Below are 22,874 nucleotides of genomic sequence, written 5' to 3' on the forward strand. Positions count from 1 at the left end.
CTTCTCCAGCCAGGCTCCCCGCATGACCTCTCCCGCCGAAACCCACGCCGACGACACGCTGCTCGGCCGCCATCCCCTGCTGCGCGCGGCCGCCTGGCTCGTCACCGGCCTGCTGATGGTGGCGCTGATCATCACGCCGCTGAGCCTGCAGCAGCAGCTCACGCTGTCGGTCGCGATCTTCATCGCGGCGCTGGTGATCAACCGCTTCGCCGGGCGCTTCGGCTCGCTGGCGATGATCTTCCTGTCGGTGGTGGTGTCCTCGCGCTACATGTACTGGCGCCTGACCGAGACCATGGTCATGGACAACCCGCTCGACCTGGTGCTGGGCTTCGGCCTGCTGGTGGCCGAGGTCTACGCCTTCGTGGTGCTGCTGCTGGGCTATGTGCAGACCGCCTGGCCGCTGGAGCGCAAGCCGGTGGCCATGCCCGACGACGTCGACCAGTGGCCCACGGTCGACCTGTTCATCCCCACCTACAACGAGTCGCTGTCGGTGGTGCGCGCCACGGTGCTGGCCGCGCAGTCGATCGACTGGCCGCGCGACAAGCTCAAGATCTTCGTGCTCGACGACGGCCGGCGCGAGGAATTCCGCGTGTTCTGCGAGGCCGTGGGCGTGACCCACGTCACGCGCGACAACAACCGCCACGCCAAGGCCGGCAACATCAACGCCGCGCTGAAGAACACGACCGGCGAGTTCATCGCCATCTTCGACTGCGACCACATCCCCACCCGCTCCTTCCTGCAGGTCGCGATGGGCTGGTTCGGCAAGGACCCGAAGCTGGGCATGGTGCAGACGCCGCACTATTTCTTCTCGGCCGACCCCTTCGAGAAGAACCTGGGCACCTTCGGCACTGTGCCCAACGAGGGCGAGCTGTTCTACGGCCTGATCCAGGACGGCAACGACCTCTGGAACGCCACCTTCTTCTGCGGCTCCTGCGCGGTGCTGCGCCGCACGATCTGCGAGGAGGTCGGCGGCATCGCGGTCGAGACCGTGACCGAGGACGCGCACACCGCGCTCAAGATGCACCGCCTGGGCTACAACACCGCCTACCTCGCGCTGCCGCAGGCCGCGGGCCTGGCGACCGAGAGCCTCTCGGGCCACGTGGGCCAGCGCATCCGCTGGGCGCGCGGCATGGCGCAGATCTTCCGCATCGACAACCCGCTGTTCGGCCGCGGCCTCAAGTGGGCGCAGCGCCTGTGCTACGTCAACGCGATGCTGCACTTCCTCTACGGGCTGCCGCGGCTGATCTACCTGACCGCCCCGCTGGCCTACCTGTTCTTCGGCGCCAGCGTGATCCACGCCTCGGCCTCGATGATCTTCGCCTACGCGCTGCCGCACATCTTCCACGCCAACCTCACCAACAGCCGGATCCAGGGCCGCTTCCGCTACCTGTTCTGGAACGAGGTCTACGAAGCGGTGCTGGCCTGGTACATCTTCCGCCCCACGCTGGTGGCGCTGATCAACCCCAAGCTGGGCAGCTTCAACGTGACGGCCAAGGGCGGCCTGATCGAGAAGGAATACTTCGACACCACCATCGCCAAGGCCAGCCTGTTCCTGCTGGCGCTCAACTTCCTGGGCGTGGCTGCGGGCCTGTGGCGCCTGAGCTGGGTCGACTCGGACAACATCGCCACCGTCTGGCTCAACCTGGCCTGGACCTTCTACAACCTGGTGATCCTCGGCGCCTGCGTGGCCGCGGCCAACGAGACGCGCCAGCTGCGCAACGCGCACCGCATCGCGCTGCAGATCCCGGCCACGCTGTACTTCGCCGACGGCCATTCGATGCGCTGCGAGACCTACGACTTCTCCACCGGCGGCCTGGGCCTGGACCTGCCGACCGAGGTGAAGACCGAAGCCGAGGCCGCCGTGACCGTCGCGCTGTTCCGCGGCGACAACGAATTCCGCTTCCCGGCCCATGTGCGCTTCAACCGCGGCAAGCGGCTGGGCCTGCAGTTCGACCCGCTGAGCTTCGACCAGGAGCGCGCGCTGGTCCAGTGCACCACGGCCCGGGCCGACATCTGGGCCGCGCGCTGGGGCAACCACCCGCGCGCCGCGGTGCACCGGGTGCTCGGCCACATCGCGCGCATCAGCGCGATCGGCTTCAAGGACATGTTCGCCCACTACTATCGCGCGGGACTGCAGAAGCTGCGCCCCGCACCCCGCCAGCCGCAACCCGCGGCTGGCGCCAAGGAACCCACCTGATGATGCAGGCCGCTCCCCTTTCCCGTCGTCGCGATTCGCGCACCTGGCCCCGCGCCGGCGCTGTCATGCTGGCCCTGCTGGCCTGGGCCGGCGGCGCCGCCGACCCGGCGCTGGCGCAGCCGCGCCCGCTCCCGACGGCCGCTCCGGCCGAAGGCGCGCCACGCGAGTTCAACCTGACCCAGCTGGGCCTCAACTACGCGGTGCAACTGCGCGGCGTGAGCGGCACCGTGGGCATCCCGTTCAGCGTGCGCGCCGACGAACTGGTCACCAGCGCCGCGCTGCGGCTGAACTACGCCTATTCGCCCGCGCTGATCCCCGAGCTGTCGCACCTCAAGGTCAGCGTCAACGACGTGCTGGTGGCCACGCTGGCGCTGCCGCGCGAGGGCGCGGGCAAGGCGCAGACCGCCGACATCCAGATCGACCGCCGGCTGGTGACCGACTTCAACCGCATCAACGTCGAGTTGGTCGGCCACTACACGCGCGAGTGCGAGGACCCGCAGCACAGCAGCCTCTGGGCCAAGATCGACGCCTCGAGCACGCTGCGGCTCAGCGTCACGCCGCTCAAGACGGCGAGCGACCTGGCGGTGCTGCCGCAGCCCTTCTTCGACCGGCGCGACGTGCGCCGCGCCAACATCCCCTTCGTCTTCGGCGGCACGCCCTCCTCGGCCACGCTCGAGGTCGCGGGCATCGTGTCGTCCTGGTTCGGCGCGCTGGCCGGCTACCGCGGCGCGACCTTCCCGGTGACCAGCGACGCGCTGCCCGCGGGCAACGCCGTGGTCTTCGCCACGCCCGAGACCGCGATCGCGGGCCTCACGCTGCCGGCCATCACCGGCCCCACGGTGACGGTGGTCGACCACCCGCAGGACGCCACGCGCAAGCTGCTGCTGGTGCTGGGCCGCAATGCGGGCGAGCTGCGCAGCGCCGCCACTGCGCTGACGCTGAACGCGCGCGCCTTCAGCGGCAGCAGCGCGACCATCGCCAGCCTGCAGGAGACGCCCGCGCGCAAGCCCTACGACGCGCCGCGCTGGATCGCCAGCGACCGGCCGGTGCAGTTGGGCGAACTCGCGCAGCCGGCCGACCTCAACGTCAGCGGCTACACGCCCGACGTGGTCAAGGTCAACCTGCAGATGCCGCCCGACCTGTTCACCTGGCGCTCGCGCGGCATCCCGCTGGACCTGCAGTACCGCTACACGCCGCGGGTGCGCAACGACCAGTCGACCTTGAACCTGAGCGTGGACGACAACTTCATCGGCTCGCTGCCGCTGCGCACCGCCAACCCCGGCGGCGAACGTTGGTGGAATCCGCTGGCCATCAAGGTGATGGCCGACGGCACCGCCAGCCAGCGCCGCGAGGTGCTGCTGCCGCCGCTGGCGCTGGGCTCGCGCAGCCAGCTGCGCATGCACTACTACTTCCAGCCCGCGGCGGGCAACTGCCAGACGCTGCTGGACAACGTGCGCGGCGCGATCGATCCGAGCTCGACGCTCGACATCTCCGCCTTCCCGCACTACATGGCGATGCCCGAGCTCGCGGCCTATGCCAACAGCGGCTTCCCCTTCAGCCGGCTGGCCGACCTGGCCGAGACCGCGGTGGTGCTGCCCGACCAGCCGGGCACCGTCGACACCGAGACCTACCTGGCGCTGCTCGGCCAGATCGGCAACGCCACCGGCTACCCCGCGCTGCGCGTGGCGGTGGGCCGCGCGGCCAACGTGTCGCAATGGGCCGACAAGGACCTGCTGGTGATCGGCGACCTGAAGAACCAGCCGCTGTTCACCCAATGGGCCGACCGGATGCCGCTGCAGCGCAAGGCCGAGGCGCGGACCTTCCAGCTCGGCCAGTGGATCGATGACAACCTGCACCTGATCACCGGCACGCGCCAGCGCGAGGACCTGCCCAGCACCACCCAGATGACGGTGGCCGAGGACGGCAGCGACGCGGTGCTGGCCGGCTTCGAATCGCCGCTGCGCGCCGGACGCAGCGTGGTCGCGGTGGTGAGCAACGCGGCCTCGCAGCCCTCGCTGCTCAACGCGCTGATGACGCCCGACCTGCTGCAGCGCGTGCAGGGCAGCACCGCCATCGTGCGCGGCGCCGAGGTCCACAGCGTGCTGACCGGCGACAGCTACTACGTCGGCAAGCTGCCGCCGCTGGCCTGGCTGCAATGGAACCTGTCGCGCAGCCCGCTGGGTCTGGCCGGCGCGGCGATCCTGCTGGCGCTGCTGGGCGCGGCCGCGGCCTATGCGAGCCTCAAGGGCGTGGCCCGCCGGAGGCTGCGCACGTGATGACGAAGGCTTCGCCATGATGCAAAGACGCCGCGCGCTCGCCGCCCTGTCGCTGCTGCCGGCCGGCCTCGCGCTGCCTGCGATGGCCCAATCCTCGCTCGGCGGCTGCATGCCGCAGGACGACTGGCGCAGCTTCGCCGCGCGCCACATCCAGCCCGACGGCCGGGTGATCGACTTCGACACGCCGCAGCAGCAATCGACCTCCGAAGGCCAGTCCTACGGGCTGTTCTTCGCGCTGGTGCACGACGACCGGCGCCGCTTCGAGCGCGTGCTGGCCTGGACCGAGACCAACCTCTGCGGCGGCAGCCTGGCCCAGCACCTGCCGGCCTGGCAATGGGGCCGCAAGACCGAGGGCGGCTGGGGCGTGATCGACCCGAACCCGGCCTCCGACGCCGACCTCTGGATCGCCTATGCGCTGCTCGAGGCCGCGCGCCTGTGGGAAGTGCCGGCCTGGCGCACGCTGGGCCTGGCCTTGCTCGCGCTGGTCGAGCGCGAGGAAGTGATCACCCTGCCCGGCCTGGGCCGCATGCTGCTGCCCTGGAGCCGCAACGTGGCCAGCGGCCCGGTGTGGCGGCTCAACCCCAGCTACCTGCCGCTGCAGCTGCTGCGCCGCTTCCAGCAGGAGAAGCCGACCGGCCCGTGGAAGGAGATCGCCGACAACACGGTGCGCATGGTGGTCGACACCTCGCCGCAGGGCTTCACGCCCGACTGGTGCGCCTGGGCCACCGAACAGAAGGCCTTCGTGGCCGACCCCGACAAGGGCACGGTCGGCAGCTACGACGCGATCCGGGTCTACCTCTGGGCCGGCATGCTGCATCCGCAGGAGCCGGCGCGCGCCGCGCTGCTCAAATCGCTCTACGGCCCGCGCCGCGTGATCGAGCGGCCGCAGGCGCCGCCCGAGTACGTGGACACCGCTACCGGCGCCGTGCGCGGCACCGGCCCGGCCGGCTTCAGCGGCGCGCTGCTGCCCTATCTCAAAGCGCAGGGCGCGAGCGCCGCGCTCACCGCCCAACAGGCGCGCATCCCGGTCGACCTCGGCGGCACCGCCGTGGTGCCGGCGGCGCCCCTTCCCTACTACGAACGCATGCTGCTGTTGTTCGGACAAGGCTGGCTCGATGGCCGCTACGCCTTCGGCCGCAACGGACAGCTGCAACCCCAATGGAGACCCGCATGCCCTTCCACCCGAACCGCGTGACGCGCCCGCCACGCGGCGCCGTGCCCGGGGCACGCCGCCCCACCGCCAGCCAGTGGATGGCCTGCCTGGGCCTGATCGGCGCGCTGTGCGCCAGCGGCACGCTGCATGCGCAGAGCGACGCCAGCGCCGCCCTGGTCGAGCAGGGCAACTACTGGCAGAGCATGGGCCGCGCCGACCTGGCCGAGGAGAGCTGGCGCAAGCTGCTGCGCGTGGACCCGAACGCCGCCGATGCGCTCTACGGCATGGCGCAGGTCGAACTCTCGCGCAGCAAGGCCGACGCGGCGCGCGAGTGGATCGCCCGCCTGCGCACCGCGCACCCGACGGACGCGCGCCTGGCGCGCTTCCAGCAGCAGGCGCAGCAGCCCGGCGGCCCGCAGACCGACCTGCAGCGCGCGCGCAGCGCGGCCCAGGCCGGCCGCACGACGGAAGCCATCCAGCTCTACCGCACGCTGTTCGACAACAAGCCGCCGCCGGAACCGCTGGCGGTCGAGTACTACCAGCTGCTGGGCGGCACGCCGCAGGGCTGGGACGACGGCCGCAAGGGGCTCGAGCAGCTGGTGCGCGACAAGCCCGACAACCTCAATTACAAGCTGGCGCTGGCGCAGCTGCAGACCTACCGCGAACCCTCGCGCCGCGAAGGCATCCGCACGCTGGCCGAGCTGTCGAAGCGCCCCGGCGTCGGCACCGCCGCGCGCGCCGGCTGGCGCCAGGCGCTGATCTGGCTCGATGCGCGCGAAGCCGATGCGCCGCTCTACCAGGCCTACCTCGAAGGCCAGAGCGACCCGGCCGTCTCGGCCCGGCTCGAGAGCCTGACCACCGCGCAGGCCGCGGCCACGCCCGCCTCGCCGGCCGCCCAGCCGCTGGGCGAAGGCTTCCGGGCGCTGGACCGCGGCGACCAGGCCACGGCCGAGGCCCGCTTCCAGCAGGCGCTGCGGCTGCAGCCCGGCGACTCGGAAGCGCTGGGTGGCCTGGGCCTGATCCGGCTGCGCCAGGAGCGCTTCGCCCAGGCCCAGGACTACCTCGAGCAGGCCAGCCGCAGCGGCGGCCGCAAGTGGGCCTCGGCCCTGCAGAGCGCGAGCTACTGGAACCTGATCGGCCAGGCCAACGCGGCCCGCGACAAGAACGACACCGCGGCCGCGCAGGCGCTGCTCGAGCGCGCGGTGCGGCTCGACGCGCGCGAGCCCGTGGGCCAGATCGCGCTGGCCGACATCCGGCTCGCGCAGGGCGAACTGGCCGCGGCCGAGCAGGGCTACAAGCGCGTCTACGACGCCAAGCCAAGCGATGCCCAGGCCATCCGCGGCCTGATCACCGTCTACACCCGGCAGGGCCGCGCCGACGAGGCGCTGGCGCTGTCGCAGAAGCTCACGCCCGAACAGGCGGCGCAGATCGGCGGGTTGCAGAACGTGCGCGTCGAGCAAGCGCGCGCCCAGGCCCGCCAGCAGAACGAGTCCGGCGACATGGCCGGCGCCCAGCGCACGCTGGAAGACGCGATGCTGGTCAACCCCGACAGCCCCTGGGTCCGGCTCGACCTGGCCAACCTCTACCGCAAGCAGGGCCTGATGCCCCAGGCCCGCGGCGTGATGGACGGCCTGCTGATGTCGCAGCCCGACATGCCCGATGCGCTGTACGCCAGCGCGCTGCTGGCCGCCGACGCCGGCGACCCGGTGGCCGGCCTGCAGTACCTCGAACGCGTGCCGGCCGCCACCCGCACCCGCGACATGACCCAGTTGCAGCGCAAGCTCTGGGCGCAGGGCCAGACCCAGCAGGCGCTGGCGCTCGCGCGCCAGGGCCAGACCGCGGTGGCGCGCACCCTGCTCGCGCAGACCGAGGCCACGCTGGGCCGCGAGATCCCGGCCGACATCTGGGGCGACCTGGCCACCGCCTACGCCGAGGTCGGCGACGCGCCGCGCGCGCTGGCCATGAGCCGGCAGCTGCTCGCGCGCGGCCCCAACCCGAGCATCGGCGACCGGCTGCTCTACGCCTCGATCCTGATGAAGACCCAGCAGGACGTCGAGCTGACCGCCGTGCTGCGCCAGCTGCAGGCCACGCAGATGACGGCCGCCCAGCGCACCGACTTCGACAACCTGCGCAGCGCCTGGAGCGTGCGCCAGGCCGATGCGCTGCGCGAAGCCGGCAACCTCGAAGCCGCCTACAACGCGCTGGCACCGGTGCTGGCCGAGCGACCGTCCGACGTGGGCGTGATGGGCGCGCTGGCCCGGCTCTATTCGGCCGCGCGCGACGAGCGCCAGGCGCTGGCGCTCTACCAGCGCGTGCTGCAGCGCACGCCGATGGACCTCGACACCCTGCTGGCCGCGGCCGCCAGCGCCAGCGCGCTCAAGGAGCACGGTGATGCCGAAAGCTACGTGCTGGCCGCGCTCAAGCAGGCGCCCGACCAGTCGCGCACGCTGGCCGCCACCGGCCGCGTCTACCGCAACGCCGGCGACAACGCGCGCGCCGAGCAGTACCTGCGCGCCGCGGTCATGGCCGAGAACCGGCTGGCCAGCGGCCAGGCCCGCTCGCCGGTGCCGGGCAGCGTCAACGCGCCCGCGGCCAATCCCTTCGCCGGCATGACCGGCGGCGCGCCCTCGGCCGCCGCGGTGCTCAGCGGCCAGGCGGTCGCGGCGCCGCTGCCGGTCGCGTTCCAGGGCGGCGGCGGGGCCCTGCCCTTTGCCGCCGCACAGGGCGGCCAGCTGCCGCCGCTCGCAGCGCAGGGCTACGCGGGCCCGCCCGCCACCTACGGCAACGTCAACGCGCCCGGCGGCACCGCCGGCCTGCCCTGGAGCGAGCCCGCCAGCACGGCCCGCGCGCCGGCCACCGGCCGCGCCGCCACCCCGGCCAGCAACACCACCGCGCGCCGCACGGCCGCGGCCCCGATCGCCCCCGCGGCGCGCAACGCCCCGGTCAACCCGCCGGCCGCGCCCTTCTACCCGCTGCCCGCGGTGGCCGGCGGCGCGCAGGCCGGCGGCTACGCGCTGCCGCCGCCGCAGCGCGGCCAGCCGCTGATCAACGAGGGCGACTGGAACGGCGCGCTGCGCAACAGCTCGCAGCCGCTCGATCCGTTGCGCTCCGAACTGCAGGCGCTCGAAACCGAGCACGCCACCACCATCACCGCCGGCACCGTCTACCGCAACCGCGCGGGCGAGGCCGGCCTGAGCCAGCTGGCCGACCTGCAGGTGCCGGTGCAGGCCCGCATCCCGGTGGGCAGCGGCAAGATCGTGGTCACGGCCACGCCGACGGTGATCGATGCCGGCCGGGTCCAGGCCGACTATTCGTCGCTGAGCCGCTACGGCGAAGGGCCGCTGGGCGCCCTGGCGCAGACGCAGGGCTATGCCGCGCCACCGGGCTCGCAGAACGCGAGCGGCGTGGGCCTGAGCGTGGGCTACGAGAGCAAGACCCTCAACGCCAGCATCGGCACCACGCCGCTGGGCTTCGAGGAGACCAACGTGATCGGCAACCTCGGCTACACGGCCGCGCTCACCGACACCTTCTCGCTCAAGGGCAACCTCACGCGCCAGCCGGTCACCGACAGCCAGCTGTCCTTCGCCGGCACCAAGGACACGCTGAGCGGCGAGCGCCGCGGCGGCGTGGTCGCGACCGGCGGTCGCATCGACGCCACGCGCGACGACGGCACCTACGGCCTCTACGGCTATGGCTCCTACCACGTGCTCACCGGCACCAACGTCGAGGACAACAACCGCACCGAGCTCGGCGGCGGGCTGTACATGCACATCCTGCGCGGCGGCAGCTCCACGCTGACCGCCGGCCTGAACCTGGGCGTGATGGCCTACGACAAGAACCTGAGCTACTTCACCTTCGGCCACGGCGGCTACTTCAGCCCGCAGCGCTATGTGAGCGTGGCCTTCCCGGTGGACTGGAGCGGGCGCAGCAACCGGCTGTCGTGGCGCGTCAATGCCTCGCTGGGCGTGCAGTCCTTCACCCAGGACGATGCGCCCTACTTCCCGACCGACCCCGTGCGCCAGCGCGCGGCCTACGTGGCGGCGGCCGCGGCCAAGGAACTCAACCTCACCAACGCCAACTTCACCGGCATGTACGCGGGCGAGAGCCACACCGGCTTCGCCTACAACTTCGCCGGCATGCTCGAGTACCAGCTCGCGCCGCAGCTCTACCTGGGCGGCGCGCTGGGCCTGAGCAACGCGCAGAACTACCGGCAGCTGACCGGCAGCATCTACCTGCGCTACCTGTTCGGGGGGTCGAACTTCCTGGGCAATGCGTCGGCGACGCCGAGCTTCAGCCCGCTGAACTCGCCCTACACGCCGCTGTTGTAGGCCGGCTCAGGCGCAATCGGGCGCGCGGCCCCAGAGGGGCGCGCGCTCGTAGTCGGCGATCCAGTCCGGCACCAGCACCGGCGCCATCGGCTTGGCGATGCCGTAGCCCTGGCCCAGCGTGCAGCCCAGGGCCATCAGGGCGCGGCCATGGGCCACCGACTCCACGCCCTCGGCGATGGCCTTGCGCCCCAGGCCGCGGGCCAGCAGCAGGATGCCCCGGACGATGGCCTGGTCCTCGGCGTTGTCGATCACGCCGTTGACGAAGGACTGGTCGAGCTTGAGCGCCGCCACCGGCAGCCGGCGCAGGTAGGTCAGCGAGGAATAGCCGGTGCCGAAGTCGTCCATCGCGACCGGCACGCCCAGCACCTTGCAGGCCTCGATGAAGACCGCCACGGTGGCGAAGTCCTTGATCGCGGTGGTCTCGAGGATCTCGAGCTCCAGCACGCCCGGGTGCAGTTGCGGATGGCGCGCCAGGTGCTCGGCCAGCCGCTCGATGAAATCGGGCCGCTGCATGTGGCGCGGGCTGATGTTGACGCTGACCGAGGTGCTGACGCCCGCCACCTGCCATTCGGCCGCCTGGCGCAACGCTTCGCCGATGGCCCAGTCGCCCAGCTGCTCGATGAGCTCGTGGTCCTCGACCAGCGGGATGAAGTCGGCCGGCTGCAGCGCGCCGTGCTTCGGGTGCTGCCAGCGGATCAGCCCCTCGAAGCCGATCACGCGGCCGCAGCGCATGTCCACCTTGGGCTGGTAGGCCAGCCAGAACTCGTTGCGGGCCACGCCCTCGACGATGTCGCGCCGCAGCTCCAGGCCCTCCTGCTCGTCCAGCGCCTGGCCGGCGTCGAAGAAATGCAGCTGGCCGCCGCCGGCGCGCTTGGCGAAGAAGACCGCGTGCTGCGCGTGCTGGAGCATCACCTCGGTGGGCTGCTCGGTGTCGGCCATGAGCGCCACGCCCACGCTGGCCTGCAGCCGGGCCGAGCGGTTCTGCAGCCGGTACGGATGGGCCAGCCGGGCCAGCACCTGCTGGATCAGGTCCTCGCATTGCAGCCGGCTGCCCAGCGCCACCACCAGCGCGAATTCGTCGCCGCCCACGCGCGCCACGATGGCGTCGTGCGGCAGCGCGGCCTTGAGCCGGCGCGCCACCTCGCGCAGGATGGTGTCGCCGCCCATCGGGCCGAACTGGTCGTTGATGTCGCGGAAGCGGTCGATGTCGAGGTAGCAGACGGCCAGCAGCCGGCCGTCCTCGATGTGCAGGCGCTGGCGCAGCTCCTCGACCTGCGGGATGCGGTTGGGCAGCCGGGTCAGCGCGTCGTGGCGCGTCAGCAGCTCGATGCGCTGCGCGCGCACGCTGCGGCTGGCCGGACCGAAGCTCCAGAGCACGCAGCGATCGTCCATGCGCTCGCCGCGCATGTCGACCACCAGGCTGCCGCCCTCGTGCGTGTGCAGCACGAAGTGGCGCGCCTCGGCCACGCCGCGCGCCGGCACCAGCAGCTCGGCCGACAGCGCGCTTTCCTCGCCGGGCGGCAATCCATGCAGGTCGACGAACGGCAGGTCGGCGAGCGAACCCTGCGGGTAGCCCAGCAGTTCGTGTGCGTCCTCGTCCGCCCAGAGGACCTGCCCGTCGCAGATCTTCAGATGGCCGGCAAGCAGACGGGTGGGCATGGCAAAGACACGAGGTGCGGCAGGTGGGAGGAAGAGGAGAAGGACAAAACGGTGCGACGCGGGGCGGGATCCATTGTTGACGCAAACCGGGGCGGGCGTGCGGGCGCCATGTCAGCGGCGACGGTCCGCGCCATACGCATCGTAGTGCACCGCCTTGGCCTCGTACATCGCCTTGTCGGCGCGCAGCAGCGCGCTCTCGAGCGTGTCGCCGAAGGCACAGGTGGCCACGCCGATCGCCAGGCTCAGCGAATGGCCGCTGCGCCCGGCGTAGAACTGGTTGTTGAGGTCGACCATGGTCAGGATGCGCTCGCAGGTCACCTGCGCGCCGCGCTCGTCGGTGGCCGGCAGCAGCACCGCGAATTCGTCGCCGCCCACGCGCGCCGGCCAGGCCGGCGCCTCCACCGCCTTGCCCAGCACCTCGCCGACGCGGCGCAGCAGCGCGTCGCCGGCCGCGTGGCCGGACTCGTCGTTGACCTGCTTCAGGCCGTTGAGGTCGATCGACAGCACCGACACCGGCCAGGGCCCCTTGCGCGTCAGGCGGTTGAGCTCCTCGGTGTAGAAGGTGCGGTTGCGCAGCTGCGTGAGCACGTCGTGCTTGCCCAGGTACTCGAGGTAGGCCTCGGCCTTCTTGCGCGCCGTGATGTCCATCAGCGAGACCAGCACCAGGTCCCATTCGGCCAGATGCGCCTCGAGCACGCTGAACTGCATGTGGATGTTGATCAGCTCGCCGTTGAGCGAGTAGTTGATCACCTCGCGGTGCTGCAGCGTCTTGCCCGCCCAGAGGTCCTGCAGCTGCTCGGAGAAGGAGTCCTGCATCTCGTCGCGGAACACGCGCGGGATGTTCTCCAGCAGCGTCTTCTTGCTGTCGGCGGCGAACATGCGCAGCGTCTCGCGGTTGACGTCGATGACGCGGATCTCCTGCATGCAGCGGGTGACGAATTCCGGGTGCACCTTGAGGAAGGTGTTGAAGTCGGTGATGCCGCGCGCGCGGATGTCGTCGAGCAGCCGCTTCACCGCGCTGAAGTCCTCGACCCACAGCGAGACCGGCGAATGGTCGAACAGGCCGCTCGCGTACTGCGAGCTCTGCGCGCGCTCGCGCTCCGCCGTCACGCGGGCCGTGATGTCGTCGAGCGAGACCAGCACCCGGTCCCAGGTGCTCTCGTGGCCCGGCAGCACGCGCACGCGCAGCTGCACGTCGAGCCGGCGGCCGTCGAGCGCGTAGTTGACGGTCTGGTTCTCGACCAGCAGCTCGCCCAGCCACAGCTGCTCGAGCTCGTAGATCACGCCGTCGGCCATGTCGCCGCGGAAGATCCGGCCCAGGCCGGCCAGCAGTTCGTCCTGGTCGGCGGCGGCGAACAGCCGCAGCGTGGTCTCGTTCACCCGCAGCACCTTGAGCGCCGCCATGCAGGCGCCGACCCGCCGCCGGTCGGCCTTGAGGTAGGCCGGCAGGTCCTCCACGCCCTCGGCGCGCCAGCGGTCGAAGAGCTGCCGCAGCCCGCTGTAGTCTTCCAGCCAGAGCGACACCGGCGCCAGGTCGAACATGGATTCGAAATCGGTCGAGAGAGACATGTCTTCTTTCGGGGGCTTCAGACCGGCGCGCGATCGGCCAGCGGCGGCCGGCGCGCACGCGTGACCCAGTTGAACAGAGGGGTGGCCATGAGCGTGCTGAGGATCGCCATCAGCACCAGGATCGAGAACAGCCCCGGCAGGATCACGCCCGCCTGCAGGCCGATGTTGATGATGATCAGCTCCATGAGCCCGCGCGCGTTCATCAGCGCGCCGATGGCCATCGCGTCGCGGTTGCTCTCGCCCGAGGCGCGGGCCGCGGCCCAGCAGGCCAGGCCCTTGCCGCAGAAGGAGGCGGCCAGGATCGCAGCGGCCGCCAGAAGGATGCCCGGCTCCATCAGCACCGCCAGGCGGGTGTTGAGGCCCGAGTAGGTGAAGAACAGCGGCAGCAGGAAGATCACCACGAAGGGCTGCAGCTGCGCGCGCAGCTTCTCGGTCAGCGCGCCGCGCGGCAGCACCACGCCCAGCAGGAAGCCGCCGAAGACCGCGTGGATGCCGATCGCGTCCATCGCGAAGGCGCTCAGCGAGAACAGCACCAGCACCGTGGCCAGCAGGGTCGAGCCCAGCGGCGCCTCGGGCCGCACATGGGCGGCCAGCCGCTTGAGCAGGCGCGAGCCGACGAAGATCATGAACAGCGCATAGAGCACCCCACCGCCGATCGCCGCGTAGGCCCCGCCCCAGGCGCCACCGAAGCTCGCCAGCACGATGGCCAGGATGCACCAGGCGGCCGCGTCGTCGACCGCGCCGGCCGTGAGCGCCAGCGTGCCCAGCGAGGTGCCGGCCAGCCCGCGCTCGTGGATGATGCGCGCCAGCATCGGGAAGGCGGTGATGGCGATCGCCGCGCCGAGGAACAGCGCCGCCTCGAAGGGCCGGGCCTTGGCCGCGAACAGGCCCGGGATGGTCAGCAGCCAGGGGATCAGCGCGAAGGCCAGCAGGAAGGGCACGACGATGCCCGCGGCCGACACCGAGGCCGCGCTGCGGAAACGGCTCTTGAAATGGTCGGCCCGGAACTCGGTGCCGACCAGGAACATGTACATGCCCACGCCCAGCTGCCCGCCGACGTAGAGCATGCCCAGCGTCTCCTTGGGGAACAGCGCGCGCTGCAGCTCGGGAAAGGCCAGCCCCAGCAGCGAGGGGCCGAGCGCGACCCCGGCGATCATCTCGCCCACCACCTGCGGCTGGCCCAGCTTCTGCGCCAGGCGGCCCACCAGCTGGCAGACGGTGATGACGACCGCCACCTGCAGGAAGAAGTAGACGGAAAGCTGGGTGGTGGGCATCAGGGTCTTATTCTGTGGACGTTTGTTAAATAAACGTCCGGCGGCGATTATGGGCGCCGCATTCAAGAATCGGGCCGCAGCCCGGTGGCGACTGTTGGATGGCGCAGACGCACCCGCAGCTCCTGTCGCAGCCGCGTGTTGTCCAGCCGCCGCGATTCGCCCATGAAGCTCAGCAGCGAGGCCGGCAGCTGTTCCCGCGCCGCCTCGCGCGCGATGCGCGGCGGACGCGCCATGCCGTAGAGGTCGGCCGCCAGATCGAAGTAGTCGCCCATCTTCAATTCGGTGTCGTCGCTGGCGTGGAAGGCCCGCTGCGTGCCGCCGCGCCACAGGGCCGCCACGCAGATGCGCGCCAGGTCGTCGGCATGGATGTGGTTGGTGTAGACGTCGTCCGCGCTGTGCAGCACCGGCGTGCCCTTCTTCAGCCGCTCGTGCGGCGTGCCGCCGGGCCGGTCGGGCGCGTAGATGCCGGGGATGCGCAGGATGCGCGTGGCCACGCCCGCGCGGCCGAGCCAGCGCACCGAGCGCTCGGCATCGACCCGGCGCTGCGCGCGCGCGGTGCCGGGCCGCACGGGACGGGTCTCGTCGATGCGCGCCCCGCCGCAGTCGCCGTAGACGCCGCTGGTGGAGCCGTAGACCAGCGCCGCGGGCAGCGAACGCAGCCGCAGCGCGCGCACCAGCGCCAGCGTGCGCGGATCGCGCGCGCCCGAGGCCGTGGGCGGCGGCGCCAGGTGCAGCACCCGGGTGCCCAGGCCGGCCAGCCGGCGCAGGGCCTGCGGCGCATCGAGATCGGCCACCAGCGGGCGCAATCCGGCGGCCCGCAAGGCCGGCACACGGTCGGCCGAGGAGGTCACGGCGATCAGCTGGACACGGCCGCGCAGCAGGGTCGCGGCACGCGATCCGACGTCGCCGCAACCGACGATCAGGACACGCTGTCGGCGGAAGCGCGCAGGCAGCGCGCCGGGAGGGTTGTTGATTGAGGGCAAAATCCGGGCTTCCGCGTAGAGACGAGCTCCAAGAATACCCATGACCAGCGCATCGCCGCACGATTCCGGCTTCCAGATCACCGTCGAGCCCAGTGGACGCCAGTTCGTGGCCCAGAGCGACGAAACCATCCTCGCGGCCGGCATCCGCCAGGGCATCGGCCTGCCCTATGGCTGCAAGGACGGCGCCTGCGGCTCCTGCAAGTGCCGCAAGCTCTCGGGCGAGGTCACGCACGGCCCGCACCAGAGCAAGGCGCTGAGCGCCGAGGAGGAGCTGGCCGGCTTCGTGCTGACCTGCTGCGCCCGCCCGACCAGCGACGTGATGCTCGAATCGCGCCAGGTCACCGAGGCCGGCGCCTTCCCGATCCGCAAGATGCCCTCGCGCGTGCTGGCGCTGGGCAAGCAGTCGCACGACGTGATGCTGGTGCGCCTGCAGCTGCCGGCCGGCGAGCCGATGCAGTTCCATGCGGGCCAGTACGTCGAGTTCATCCTGCGCGACGGCGCGCGCCGCAGCTACTCGATGGCCAACGCGCCGCACACGCTGGCCGTGCCCGGCACCGGCATCGAGCTGCACATCCGCCACCTGCCCGGCGGCAAGTTCACCGACCATGTGTTCGGCGCGATGAAGGAAAAGGAAATCCTGCGCATCGAAGGGCCCTACGGCAGCTTCTTCCTGCGCGAGGATTCCGACAAGCCGATCGTGCTGCTGGCCTCGGGCACCGGCTTCGCGCCCATCAAGGCGCTGATCGAGCACATGCAGCACAAGGGCATCGAACGGCCCGCCACGCTCTACTGGGGCGGCCGCCGCCCCGAGGACCTCTACATGGACGCCTGGGTGCGCGAGCAGGCCGCGGCCATGCCGCAGCTGAGCTACGTGCCGGTGGTCTCGAACGCCGTGCCCGAGGACAACTGGACCGGCCGCACCGGCTTCGTCCACCGCGCGGTGCTGGAGGATTTCCCCGACCTGTCGGGCCACCAGGTGTACGCCTGCGGCGCGCCGATCGTGGTCGATTCGGCCAAGCGCGACTACGTGGCCGAGGCCGCGCTGCCGGAAGAGGAATTCTTCGCCGACGCCTTCACCACCGAAGCCGACAAGGCCCAGCCCTGAGCCGGGACCCTGGCCCGCATCGACAGAGACAAGGACAACACACAACATGAACACCCGACACTTCCTCTGCACCCTGCTCGCCGGCGCCGCCGCGCTGAGCGCCTTCCACGCCGGCGCGCAGCAGCGCCCGATCCGCCTGATCGTCCCGTATGCCGCCGGCGGCCCGATCGACGTCACGGCGCGCGTGCTGGCCGAGCGCGTCAAGGAGTCGCTGGGCACGGTGATCATCGACAACAAGCCCGGCGCGGGCGGCAACATCGGCGCCGATGCGGTGGCCAAGGCCGCACCCGACGGCCTGACCATCGGCATCGCCGCGACCGCCACCAACGCGGTCAACCCCTGGCTCTACAGCCGCATGCCCTACAACGCCGCGACCGACTTCGCGCCCGTCACGCAGATGGTGCGCGTGCCCAACGTGCTGGTGATGAACGCCGACACCGCGCAGCGCCTGAAGATCAACACCGTGCCCGAGCTGATCGCCTACGCCAAGGCCAACCCGGGCAAGCTCAACTACGGCAGCGGCGGCAACGGCAGCGCGGGCCACCTGGCCGGCGAGATGTTCAAGCAGCAGGCCGGCATCTTCGCGGTGCACATCCCCTACAACGGCGGCAACCCGGCGCAGCTGGCGCTGCTGTCGGGCCAGGTCGATTTCAACTTCGACAACCTCGCGACCGCGGCACCCAACATCCGCTCGGGCAAGCTCAAGGCCATCGCCGTGACCACCGCGCAGCCCAGCGCGTCGCTGCCCGGCGTGCCCGCGGTAGCGGCCACGCTACCGGGCTTCGCGATCGACACCTGGTGGGGCCTGGTGGCGCCCGCCGGCACGCCGCACGAGGTGCTGGCCAAGCTCAACCACGCCTTCGTGGCGGCGCTGAATTCGCCCGAGACCAAGACCCGCTTCGCCAACCTGCTGGCCGAGCCGGTGTCGAACACGCCCGAGCAGTTCGGCGCGTTCATGAAGAGCGAGCTGGCGAAGTACGAGAAGGTCGTCAAAGCCACCGGCGCCAAAGTGGACTGACGCGCGCCGCGTCAGCACCCGGAAAAAAGCCGCCCGAGGGCGGCTTTTTCATTCGCCCAGGTAGGCCGCCCGGACCTTGGGGTCGTCGAGCATGACCTTGGCGTCGCCGGTCATGGTGATCAGGCCCGACTCCATCACGTAGCCGCGGTCCGCGATCTGCAGCGCGCGGCTCGCGTTCTGCTCGACCAGCAGCACGGTCACGCCCTGGTCGTAGACGTTCTTCACCACCTCGAAGATCTTGTCGACCATGATCGGCGACAGGCCCATCGAAGGCTCGTCGAGCAGCAGCACCTTGGGGCGCGCCATCAGCGCGCGGCCCATGGCCAGCATCTGCTGCTCCCCGCCCGACATGGTGCCGGCCAGTTGGTCCTTGCGCTCGCGCAGCCGCGGGAAGATCGTGAACATGCGCTCGATGTCTTCCGCGATGCCGCCCTTGTCATCGCGGATGTAGGCGCCGATCTGCAGGTTCTCGGTGATGGTCATGCGCGTGAACACGCCGCGGCCTTCGGGCACCATGACCAGTCCCTCGCCCACCAGGTCCCAGGCACCGCGGCCCTTGATGCTGCGGCCCAGGAACTCGATGTCGCCGTCGAGGAAGGGCAAGGTGCCGGTGATGGCCTTCATGGTGGTGGTCTTGCCGGCGCCGTTGGAGCCGATCAGCGAGACCAGCTCGCCCTCGTGCACCGCGAAGTCCACGCCTTTCACGGCCTGGATGCCGCCGTAGGCGACCTTGAGGCCGCTGACCTTCAGCAGCACCTTGCCCGCGGGCTGGGCGGTGGCCGGCACCGCCACGGGAGAAATCGTTTCGTTCATCTCAGTGTCCTCCTGTGCCGAGGTAGGCCTCGATCACCTTTTCGTTCTTCTGGACCTCGGCCGGCGTGCCTTCGGCGATCTGCTTGCCGTAGTCGAGCACGGTGAGCCGGTCGCACAGGCCCATCACCAGCTTCACGTCGTGCTCGATCAGGAGGATGGTGCGGTTGTCCTTGCGGATGCGGCTGATCAGCTCGCGCAGCATGACCTTCTCGGTGGCGTTCATGCCCGCGGCCGGCTCGTCGAGCGCGATGAGCTGCGGGTCGGTGGCCAGCGCGCGCGCGATCTCGAGCCGGCGCTGGTCGCCGTAGCTCAGCGTGCGCGCCTTGTAGTCGGCGAACTTGCCGATGCCCACGTAGTCGAGCAGTTCCTGCGCGCGGTGCGCGATCGCGGCCTCCTCGGCCTTGAAGCCCGCCGTGCGCAGGATCGCGCCGATCACGCCCGAATGGGTGCGCACGTGGCGCCCGACCATCACGTTCTCGAGCGCGGTCATGTCGGCGAACAGCCGGATGTTCTGGAAGGTGCGCGCGATCCCGGCCTTGGCCACCTCGTGCACCGCCGAGGGCTGGTAGGCCTTGCCCGCCAGTTCGAAGCTGCCGCTGTCGGGCGTGTAGAGCCCGGTGATCACGTTGAAGAAGGTGGTCTTGCCGGCGCCGTTGGGGCCGATCAGGCCGTAGACCTGGCCGCGCTGGATCTTGATGCCCACATCGGACAGCGCCTGCAGGCCGCCGAAGCGCTTGGAGATGCCGCGGACCTCGAGGATGGTTTCAGTCATTTCGGGTTTCCTGCCATCTCAGGGATTGATCGACATCGGGCGCGACGGCGAACCGGGCACCGCATCGGCCGGGCTGTCGACGCCCGGGGCCTCGATCGGCGTGACCGGCGTGGCATCGCTGCCCTTGCGCTTGAGCGACTTGCCGTGGTCGGGCGAGGGCCAGAGGCCGCGCGGGCGCACCAGCATGATCACGATCATGGCCAGCGCGATGAACAGCTGGCGCAGGATCGAGGCGTCGAGCCGGCCGTCGGTCATGGCCTGCAGCGGGCCCGCCACGTAGCGCAGCACCTCGGGCAGCGCCGCCAGCAGCACCGCGCCCAGGATCACGCCCGGCAGGTGGCCGATGCCGCCCAGCACCACCATCGCGACGATCATCACCGACTCCATCAGGCTGAAGGACTCGGGCGACACGAAGCTCTGGAAGGCCGCGAACATCGCGCCCGACATGCCGCCGAAGCTGGCGCCCATGCCGAAGGCCAGCAGCTTGAGGTTGCGGGTGTTGATGCCCATCGCCTTGGCCGCGATCTCGTCCTCGCGGATCGCCATCCAGGCCCGGCCCACGCGCGAGAGCTGCAGCCGGTGCGAGATGATCACCGTGACGATCACCAGCGCCAGGAACAGGTAGTAGTAGAGCGAGACCGAGGAGATCGTGTAGTCGCCCAGCTTGAGCGGCTTGCCCAGGTTCAGGCTCCAGAAGTGCACCGGGTCGATCGCGTCCAGGCCCTTGGGGCCGTTGGTGACGTTGTAGGGATGGTCCAGCGTGTTGAGGAACACGCGGATGATCTCGCCGAAGCCCAGCGTGACGATGGCCAGGTAGTCGCCGCGCAGCCGCAGCGTCGGCGCGCCCAGCAGCACGCCGAACACGCCGGCCAACCCCAGCGCCAGCGGGATCACGATCAGCAGCGAGGTGTGCAGCCCGTTGGGGAACATCGCCTTGAAGGCCGGGAAGGTCTCGGTCAGGTGCGGCGAGCCCATGAGCGCGTAGAGGTAGGCCCCGATGGCGAAGAAGGCCACGTAGCCCAGGTCGAGCAGGCCGGCGTAGCCCACCACGATGTTCAGGCCCAGCGCCAGCAGCACGTAGAGCAGCGCGATGTCGACGATGCGCACCCAGGCATTGCCCTGGGTCTGCAGCAGCAGCGGCAGCGCCAGCAGCGCGATCGCCGCGATGAGGAAGACCAGGAGGTTCTTGCTTTTCATGATGGCTGTTCCTCAGGCTCGGTCCGCCACGCGCTCGCCCAGCAGGCCCGAGGGCCGCACGGTCAGCGTCAGGATCAGGATGACGAAAGCGAAGATGTCGCTGTGCTGGCTGCCCAGCACGCCGCCGGTGACGGTGCCCAGGTAGCCCGCGCCGATGGCCTCGATCAGCCCCAGCAGGATGCCGCCGACCACCGCGCCGGCCAGGTTGCCGATGCCGCCGAAGACCGCCGCCGTGAAGGCCTTCAGGCCCGGGCCGAAGCCCATGGCGTGCTGCGCGATGCCGTAGTTGGAGGCGTACATCACGCCGGCGATGGCCGCCAGCACGGCGCCGATGATGAAGGTGGCCGAGATCACCATGTCGGGCCGGATGCCCATCAGCGCGGCCACCCGCGGGTTCTCGGCCGTGGCACGCATCGCGCGGCCCAGCTTGGTGTAGTTCACCACCCAGGTCAGGATCGCCAGCGAGACCGCGGTCACGACCAGGATCATGATCTGCGTGGGCGAGATCGAGGCGCCGGCCACCACGATCGACTCGCTGGGCAGCAGCGTCGGATAGGCCTTGTTGGTGGGGCGCCAGATGATCATGGCCAGCGTCTGCAGCAGGATCGACATGCCGATGGCGGTGATCAGCGGCGCCAGCTTGGGGCTGTTGCGCAGCGGCCGGTAGGCCACCTTCTCGATCACGAAGTTGAGCGTGGCGGCGACCACGCAGGCGATGATCAGCGCGATCAGCAGCATGAGCCAGCCGGGGAGCCAGGGCATGGACTCCCGCATCATGCCGATGATGGTCCAGCTGGTCAGGGCCCCGACCATCAGCACCTCGCCATGCGCAAAGTTGATCAGATTGATGATGCCGTACACCATGGTGTAGCCCAGGGCTATCAAGGCATACATGCTGCCGAGGACCAGACCGTTGATGATCTGCTGCAGCAATATTTCCATAACGAGCAACCCTATGTGATGGCACCTTTGAACGGTGCTTTTCGCTTCACGGCGACCCCGGATGGGCCCCGTGGCTTCCTCTAGCAAAAAACCCGCCAGCAGGTAGCTCCCGACGGGTTTGGCCGGATTGTAGTCACGGGTTTGGGCCGAATCGACGCCCCCGTGCCCGGTGCTTTACCCATTGACTTCGGGGTGTTCACAAAGGTCATCGGCGCGTGTTGCGCCGCGCCGGCGGCCTGGCGTTCAGTTGTCGGCGTCGGTGTTGCGCTTCTGCAGGTTGCGCAGCTTCTCGGCGATGCGGATCTCCAGCCCGCGCTCCACCGGCCGGTAGAAGCCCGGCGATGCCATGCCCTCTGGCAGGTAGGTCTCGCCCGCGGCGAAGCCGTCTTCCTCGTCGTGCGCGTAGCGGTAGCCCTTGCCGTAGTCGAGCTCTTTCATGAGCCGGGTCGGCGCATTGCGCAGGTGCATGGGCACCGGCCGGGTGCCGTCCTTCTTGATGAAGGCCTTGACCTCGTTGTAGGCCTTGTAGACCGCGTTGGACTTGGGCGCCACCGCGAGGTAGATCACGCATTCGGCCAGCGCCAGTTCGCCCTCGGGCGTGCCCAGCCGCTCGTAGACCTCGGCCGCATCGAGCGCCAGCCGCAGCGCGCGCGGGTCGGCCAGGCCGATGTCCTCGCTGGCCATGCGCACCAAGCGGCGCGCCATGTAGCGCGGATCGGCACCACCGTCGAGCATGCGCACGAACCAATACAGCGCGGCGTCGGGGTCGCTGCCGCGCACCGACTTGTGCAGCGCGCTGATGGTGTCGTAGAACTGCTCGCCGCCCTTGTCGTAGCGCCGCATGCGCTCGCCGAGCACGCGCAGCAGCCATTCGTCGGTGATCTGCGCGAGCTTCTCCGCGCCCGCGGCGACCGCCAGCGTCTCCAGCGTGTTGAGCAGCCGGCGCGCATCGCCGTCGGCATAGGCCACCAGGCGGTCGATGGCGTTCTCCTCGATCGCCGGCACCGCCTCGATGGCCTGGGCCTTGGCGACGATCTGTTTCAGGTCCTTTTCGTCGAGCGACTGCAGCACGTAGACCGCCGCCCGCGACAGCAGCGCCGAATTGACCTCGAAGGACGGGTTCTCGGTCGTGGCGCCGATGAAGGTGAACAGCCCCGACTCCACGTGCGGCAGGAAGGCGTCCTGCTGGCTCTTGTTGAAGCGGTGCACCTCGTCGACGAAGACGATGGTGCGGCGCTGCTCGAGGCCGTCGCGCGCCACGGTGGCGCGCTCGACCGCCTCGCGGATGTCCTTCACGCCGCCCAGCACCGCGCTGATGCTCAGGAACTGCGCGTCGAAGGCGTCGGCCATGAGCCGCGCGATGGTGGTCTTGCCGGTGCCCGGCGGTCCCCACAGGATGCAGGAATGCGGCTGGCCGGATTCGAAGGCGATGCGCAGCGGCATGCCCGGGCCCAGCAGGTGCTGCTGGCCGATCACCTCGGCCAGGGTTCGGGGGCGCAGCCGTTCGGCGAGAGGAGGCAGGGAGGAAATGGCCATGGCAGGGTCAGCATTCTCGCCGCGGCCGCCCGGCCACGGCGGCGGCGGTGCA

The 22,874-nt window shown here is 70.5% G+C and carries 15 protein-coding genes; 6 read left to right on the forward strand and 9 right to left on the reverse strand.

The features are described from left to right. Positions 1 to 22 precede the first annotated feature (22 nt). The 4 genes from bcsA to QTI20_RS21845 all read left to right on the forward strand — a co-directional run bounded on the left by bcsA (position 23) and on the right by QTI20_RS21845 (position 9,954). Entirely contained in the window at positions 23 to 2,197 is a 2,175-nt protein-coding gene (gene bcsA, locus QTI20_RS21830; protein ID WP_286554355.1) for a UDP-forming cellulose synthase catalytic subunit, read from the forward strand. A 65-nt stretch (positions 2,198 to 2,262) separates the two neighbouring features. Beyond that, entirely contained in the window at positions 2,263 to 4,473 is a 2,211-nt protein-coding gene (gene bcsB / locus QTI20_RS21835; protein ID WP_286554354.1) for a cellulose biosynthesis cyclic di-GMP-binding regulatory protein BcsB, read from the forward strand. A 16-nt stretch (positions 4,474 to 4,489) separates the two neighbouring features. Next, positions 4,490 to 5,668 (forward strand): cellulose synthase complex periplasmic endoglucanase BcsZ, encoded by a 1,179-nt coding sequence (gene bcsZ / locus QTI20_RS21840; RefSeq protein ID WP_286554353.1) that lies wholly within the window; start codon positions 4,490 to 4,492, stop codon positions 5,666 to 5,668. Then, complete coding sequence (locus tag QTI20_RS21845) at positions 5,644 to 9,954, forward strand: cellulose synthase subunit BcsC-related outer membrane protein (protein ID WP_286554352.1); 4,311 nt, start codon at positions 5,644 to 5,646, stop codon at positions 9,952 to 9,954. The genes bcsZ and QTI20_RS21845 overlap by 25 nt, the downstream gene beginning before the upstream one ends. Before the next feature lie 6 nt (positions 9,955 to 9,960). On the opposite strand, the gene QTI20_RS21850 is transcribed toward QTI20_RS21845, so the two are convergent. From QTI20_RS21850 to QTI20_RS21865, 4 genes are all read right to left on the reverse strand, one after another. After that, entirely contained in the window at positions 9,961 to 11,613 is a 1,653-nt protein-coding gene (locus QTI20_RS21850) for a putative bifunctional diguanylate cyclase/phosphodiesterase (protein ID WP_286554350.1), read from the reverse strand. A gap of 111 nt (positions 11,614 to 11,724) precedes the next feature. Next, entirely contained in the window at positions 11,725 to 13,182 is a 1,458-nt protein-coding gene (locus QTI20_RS21855) for a sensor domain-containing diguanylate cyclase (protein WP_286554348.1), read from the reverse strand. 17 nt (positions 13,183 to 13,199) lie between these two features. Continuing rightward, entirely contained in the window at positions 13,200 to 14,456 is a 1,257-nt protein-coding gene (locus tag QTI20_RS21860) for a cation:proton antiporter (RefSeq protein ID WP_286554347.1), read from the reverse strand. Between the two features lie 62 nt (positions 14,457 to 14,518). Beyond that, positions 14,519 to 15,439, reverse strand: a complete 921-nt coding sequence (locus QTI20_RS21865; protein ID WP_286554346.1) for an NAD-dependent epimerase/dehydratase family protein — start codon at positions 15,437 to 15,439, stop codon at positions 14,519 to 14,521. Positions 15,440 to 15,479: 40 nt separating this feature from the next. Here QTI20_RS21865 and QTI20_RS21870 point away from each other — a divergent pair, with 40 nt between their 5' ends. Then, the gene (locus QTI20_RS21870; RefSeq protein ID WP_286554345.1) at positions 15,480 to 16,544 is read left to right on the forward strand and encodes a CDP-6-deoxy-delta-3,4-glucoseen reductase; all 1,065 of its coding nucleotides are present in this window, start codon (positions 15,480 to 15,482) and stop codon (positions 16,542 to 16,544) included. A gap of 46 nt (positions 16,545 to 16,590) precedes the next feature. Next, positions 16,591 to 17,562, forward strand: coding sequence for a Bug family tripartite tricarboxylate transporter substrate binding protein (locus tag QTI20_RS21875; RefSeq protein ID WP_286554344.1), 972 nt, complete (start codon positions 16,591 to 16,593; stop codon positions 17,560 to 17,562). 48 nt (positions 17,563 to 17,610) lie between these two features. Here QTI20_RS21875 and QTI20_RS21880 read toward each other — a convergent pair whose 3' ends face one another. The 5 genes from QTI20_RS21880 to QTI20_RS21900 all read right to left on the reverse strand — a co-directional run bounded on the left by QTI20_RS21880 (position 17,611) and on the right by QTI20_RS21900 (position 22,822). Continuing rightward, a complete protein-coding gene (locus tag QTI20_RS21880; protein WP_183024579.1) occupies positions 17,611 to 18,375 on the reverse strand; it encodes an ABC transporter ATP-binding protein in 765 nt (254 codons plus the stop codon). Position 18,376: 1 nt separating this feature from the next. Continuing rightward, positions 18,377 to 19,147, reverse strand: a complete 771-nt coding sequence (locus QTI20_RS21885) for an ABC transporter ATP-binding protein (protein WP_286554343.1) — start codon at positions 19,145 to 19,147, stop codon at positions 18,377 to 18,379. 18 nt (positions 19,148 to 19,165) lie between these two features. Continuing rightward, positions 19,166 to 20,344, reverse strand: a complete 1,179-nt coding sequence (locus QTI20_RS21890) for a branched-chain amino acid ABC transporter permease (RefSeq protein WP_503011438.1) — start codon at positions 20,342 to 20,344, stop codon at positions 19,166 to 19,168. Positions 20,345 to 20,356: 12 nt separating this feature from the next. Beyond that, on the reverse strand, positions 20,357 to 21,286 hold the full coding sequence (locus QTI20_RS21895) for a branched-chain amino acid ABC transporter permease (protein WP_183024582.1): 930 nt from the start codon (positions 21,284 to 21,286) through the stop codon (positions 20,357 to 20,359). A 243-nt stretch (positions 21,287 to 21,529) separates the two neighbouring features. Then, positions 21,530 to 22,822, reverse strand: a complete 1,293-nt coding sequence (locus tag QTI20_RS21900) for a replication-associated recombination protein A (RefSeq protein WP_286554341.1) — start codon at positions 22,820 to 22,822, stop codon at positions 21,530 to 21,532. Positions 22,823 to 22,874: the final 52 nt, after the last annotated feature.

Origin of the sequence: Variovorax sp. J2P1-31, assembly GCF_030317215.1 — a bacterium.
GTDB lineage: Bacteria > Pseudomonadota > Gammaproteobacteria > Burkholderiales > Burkholderiaceae_C > Variovorax.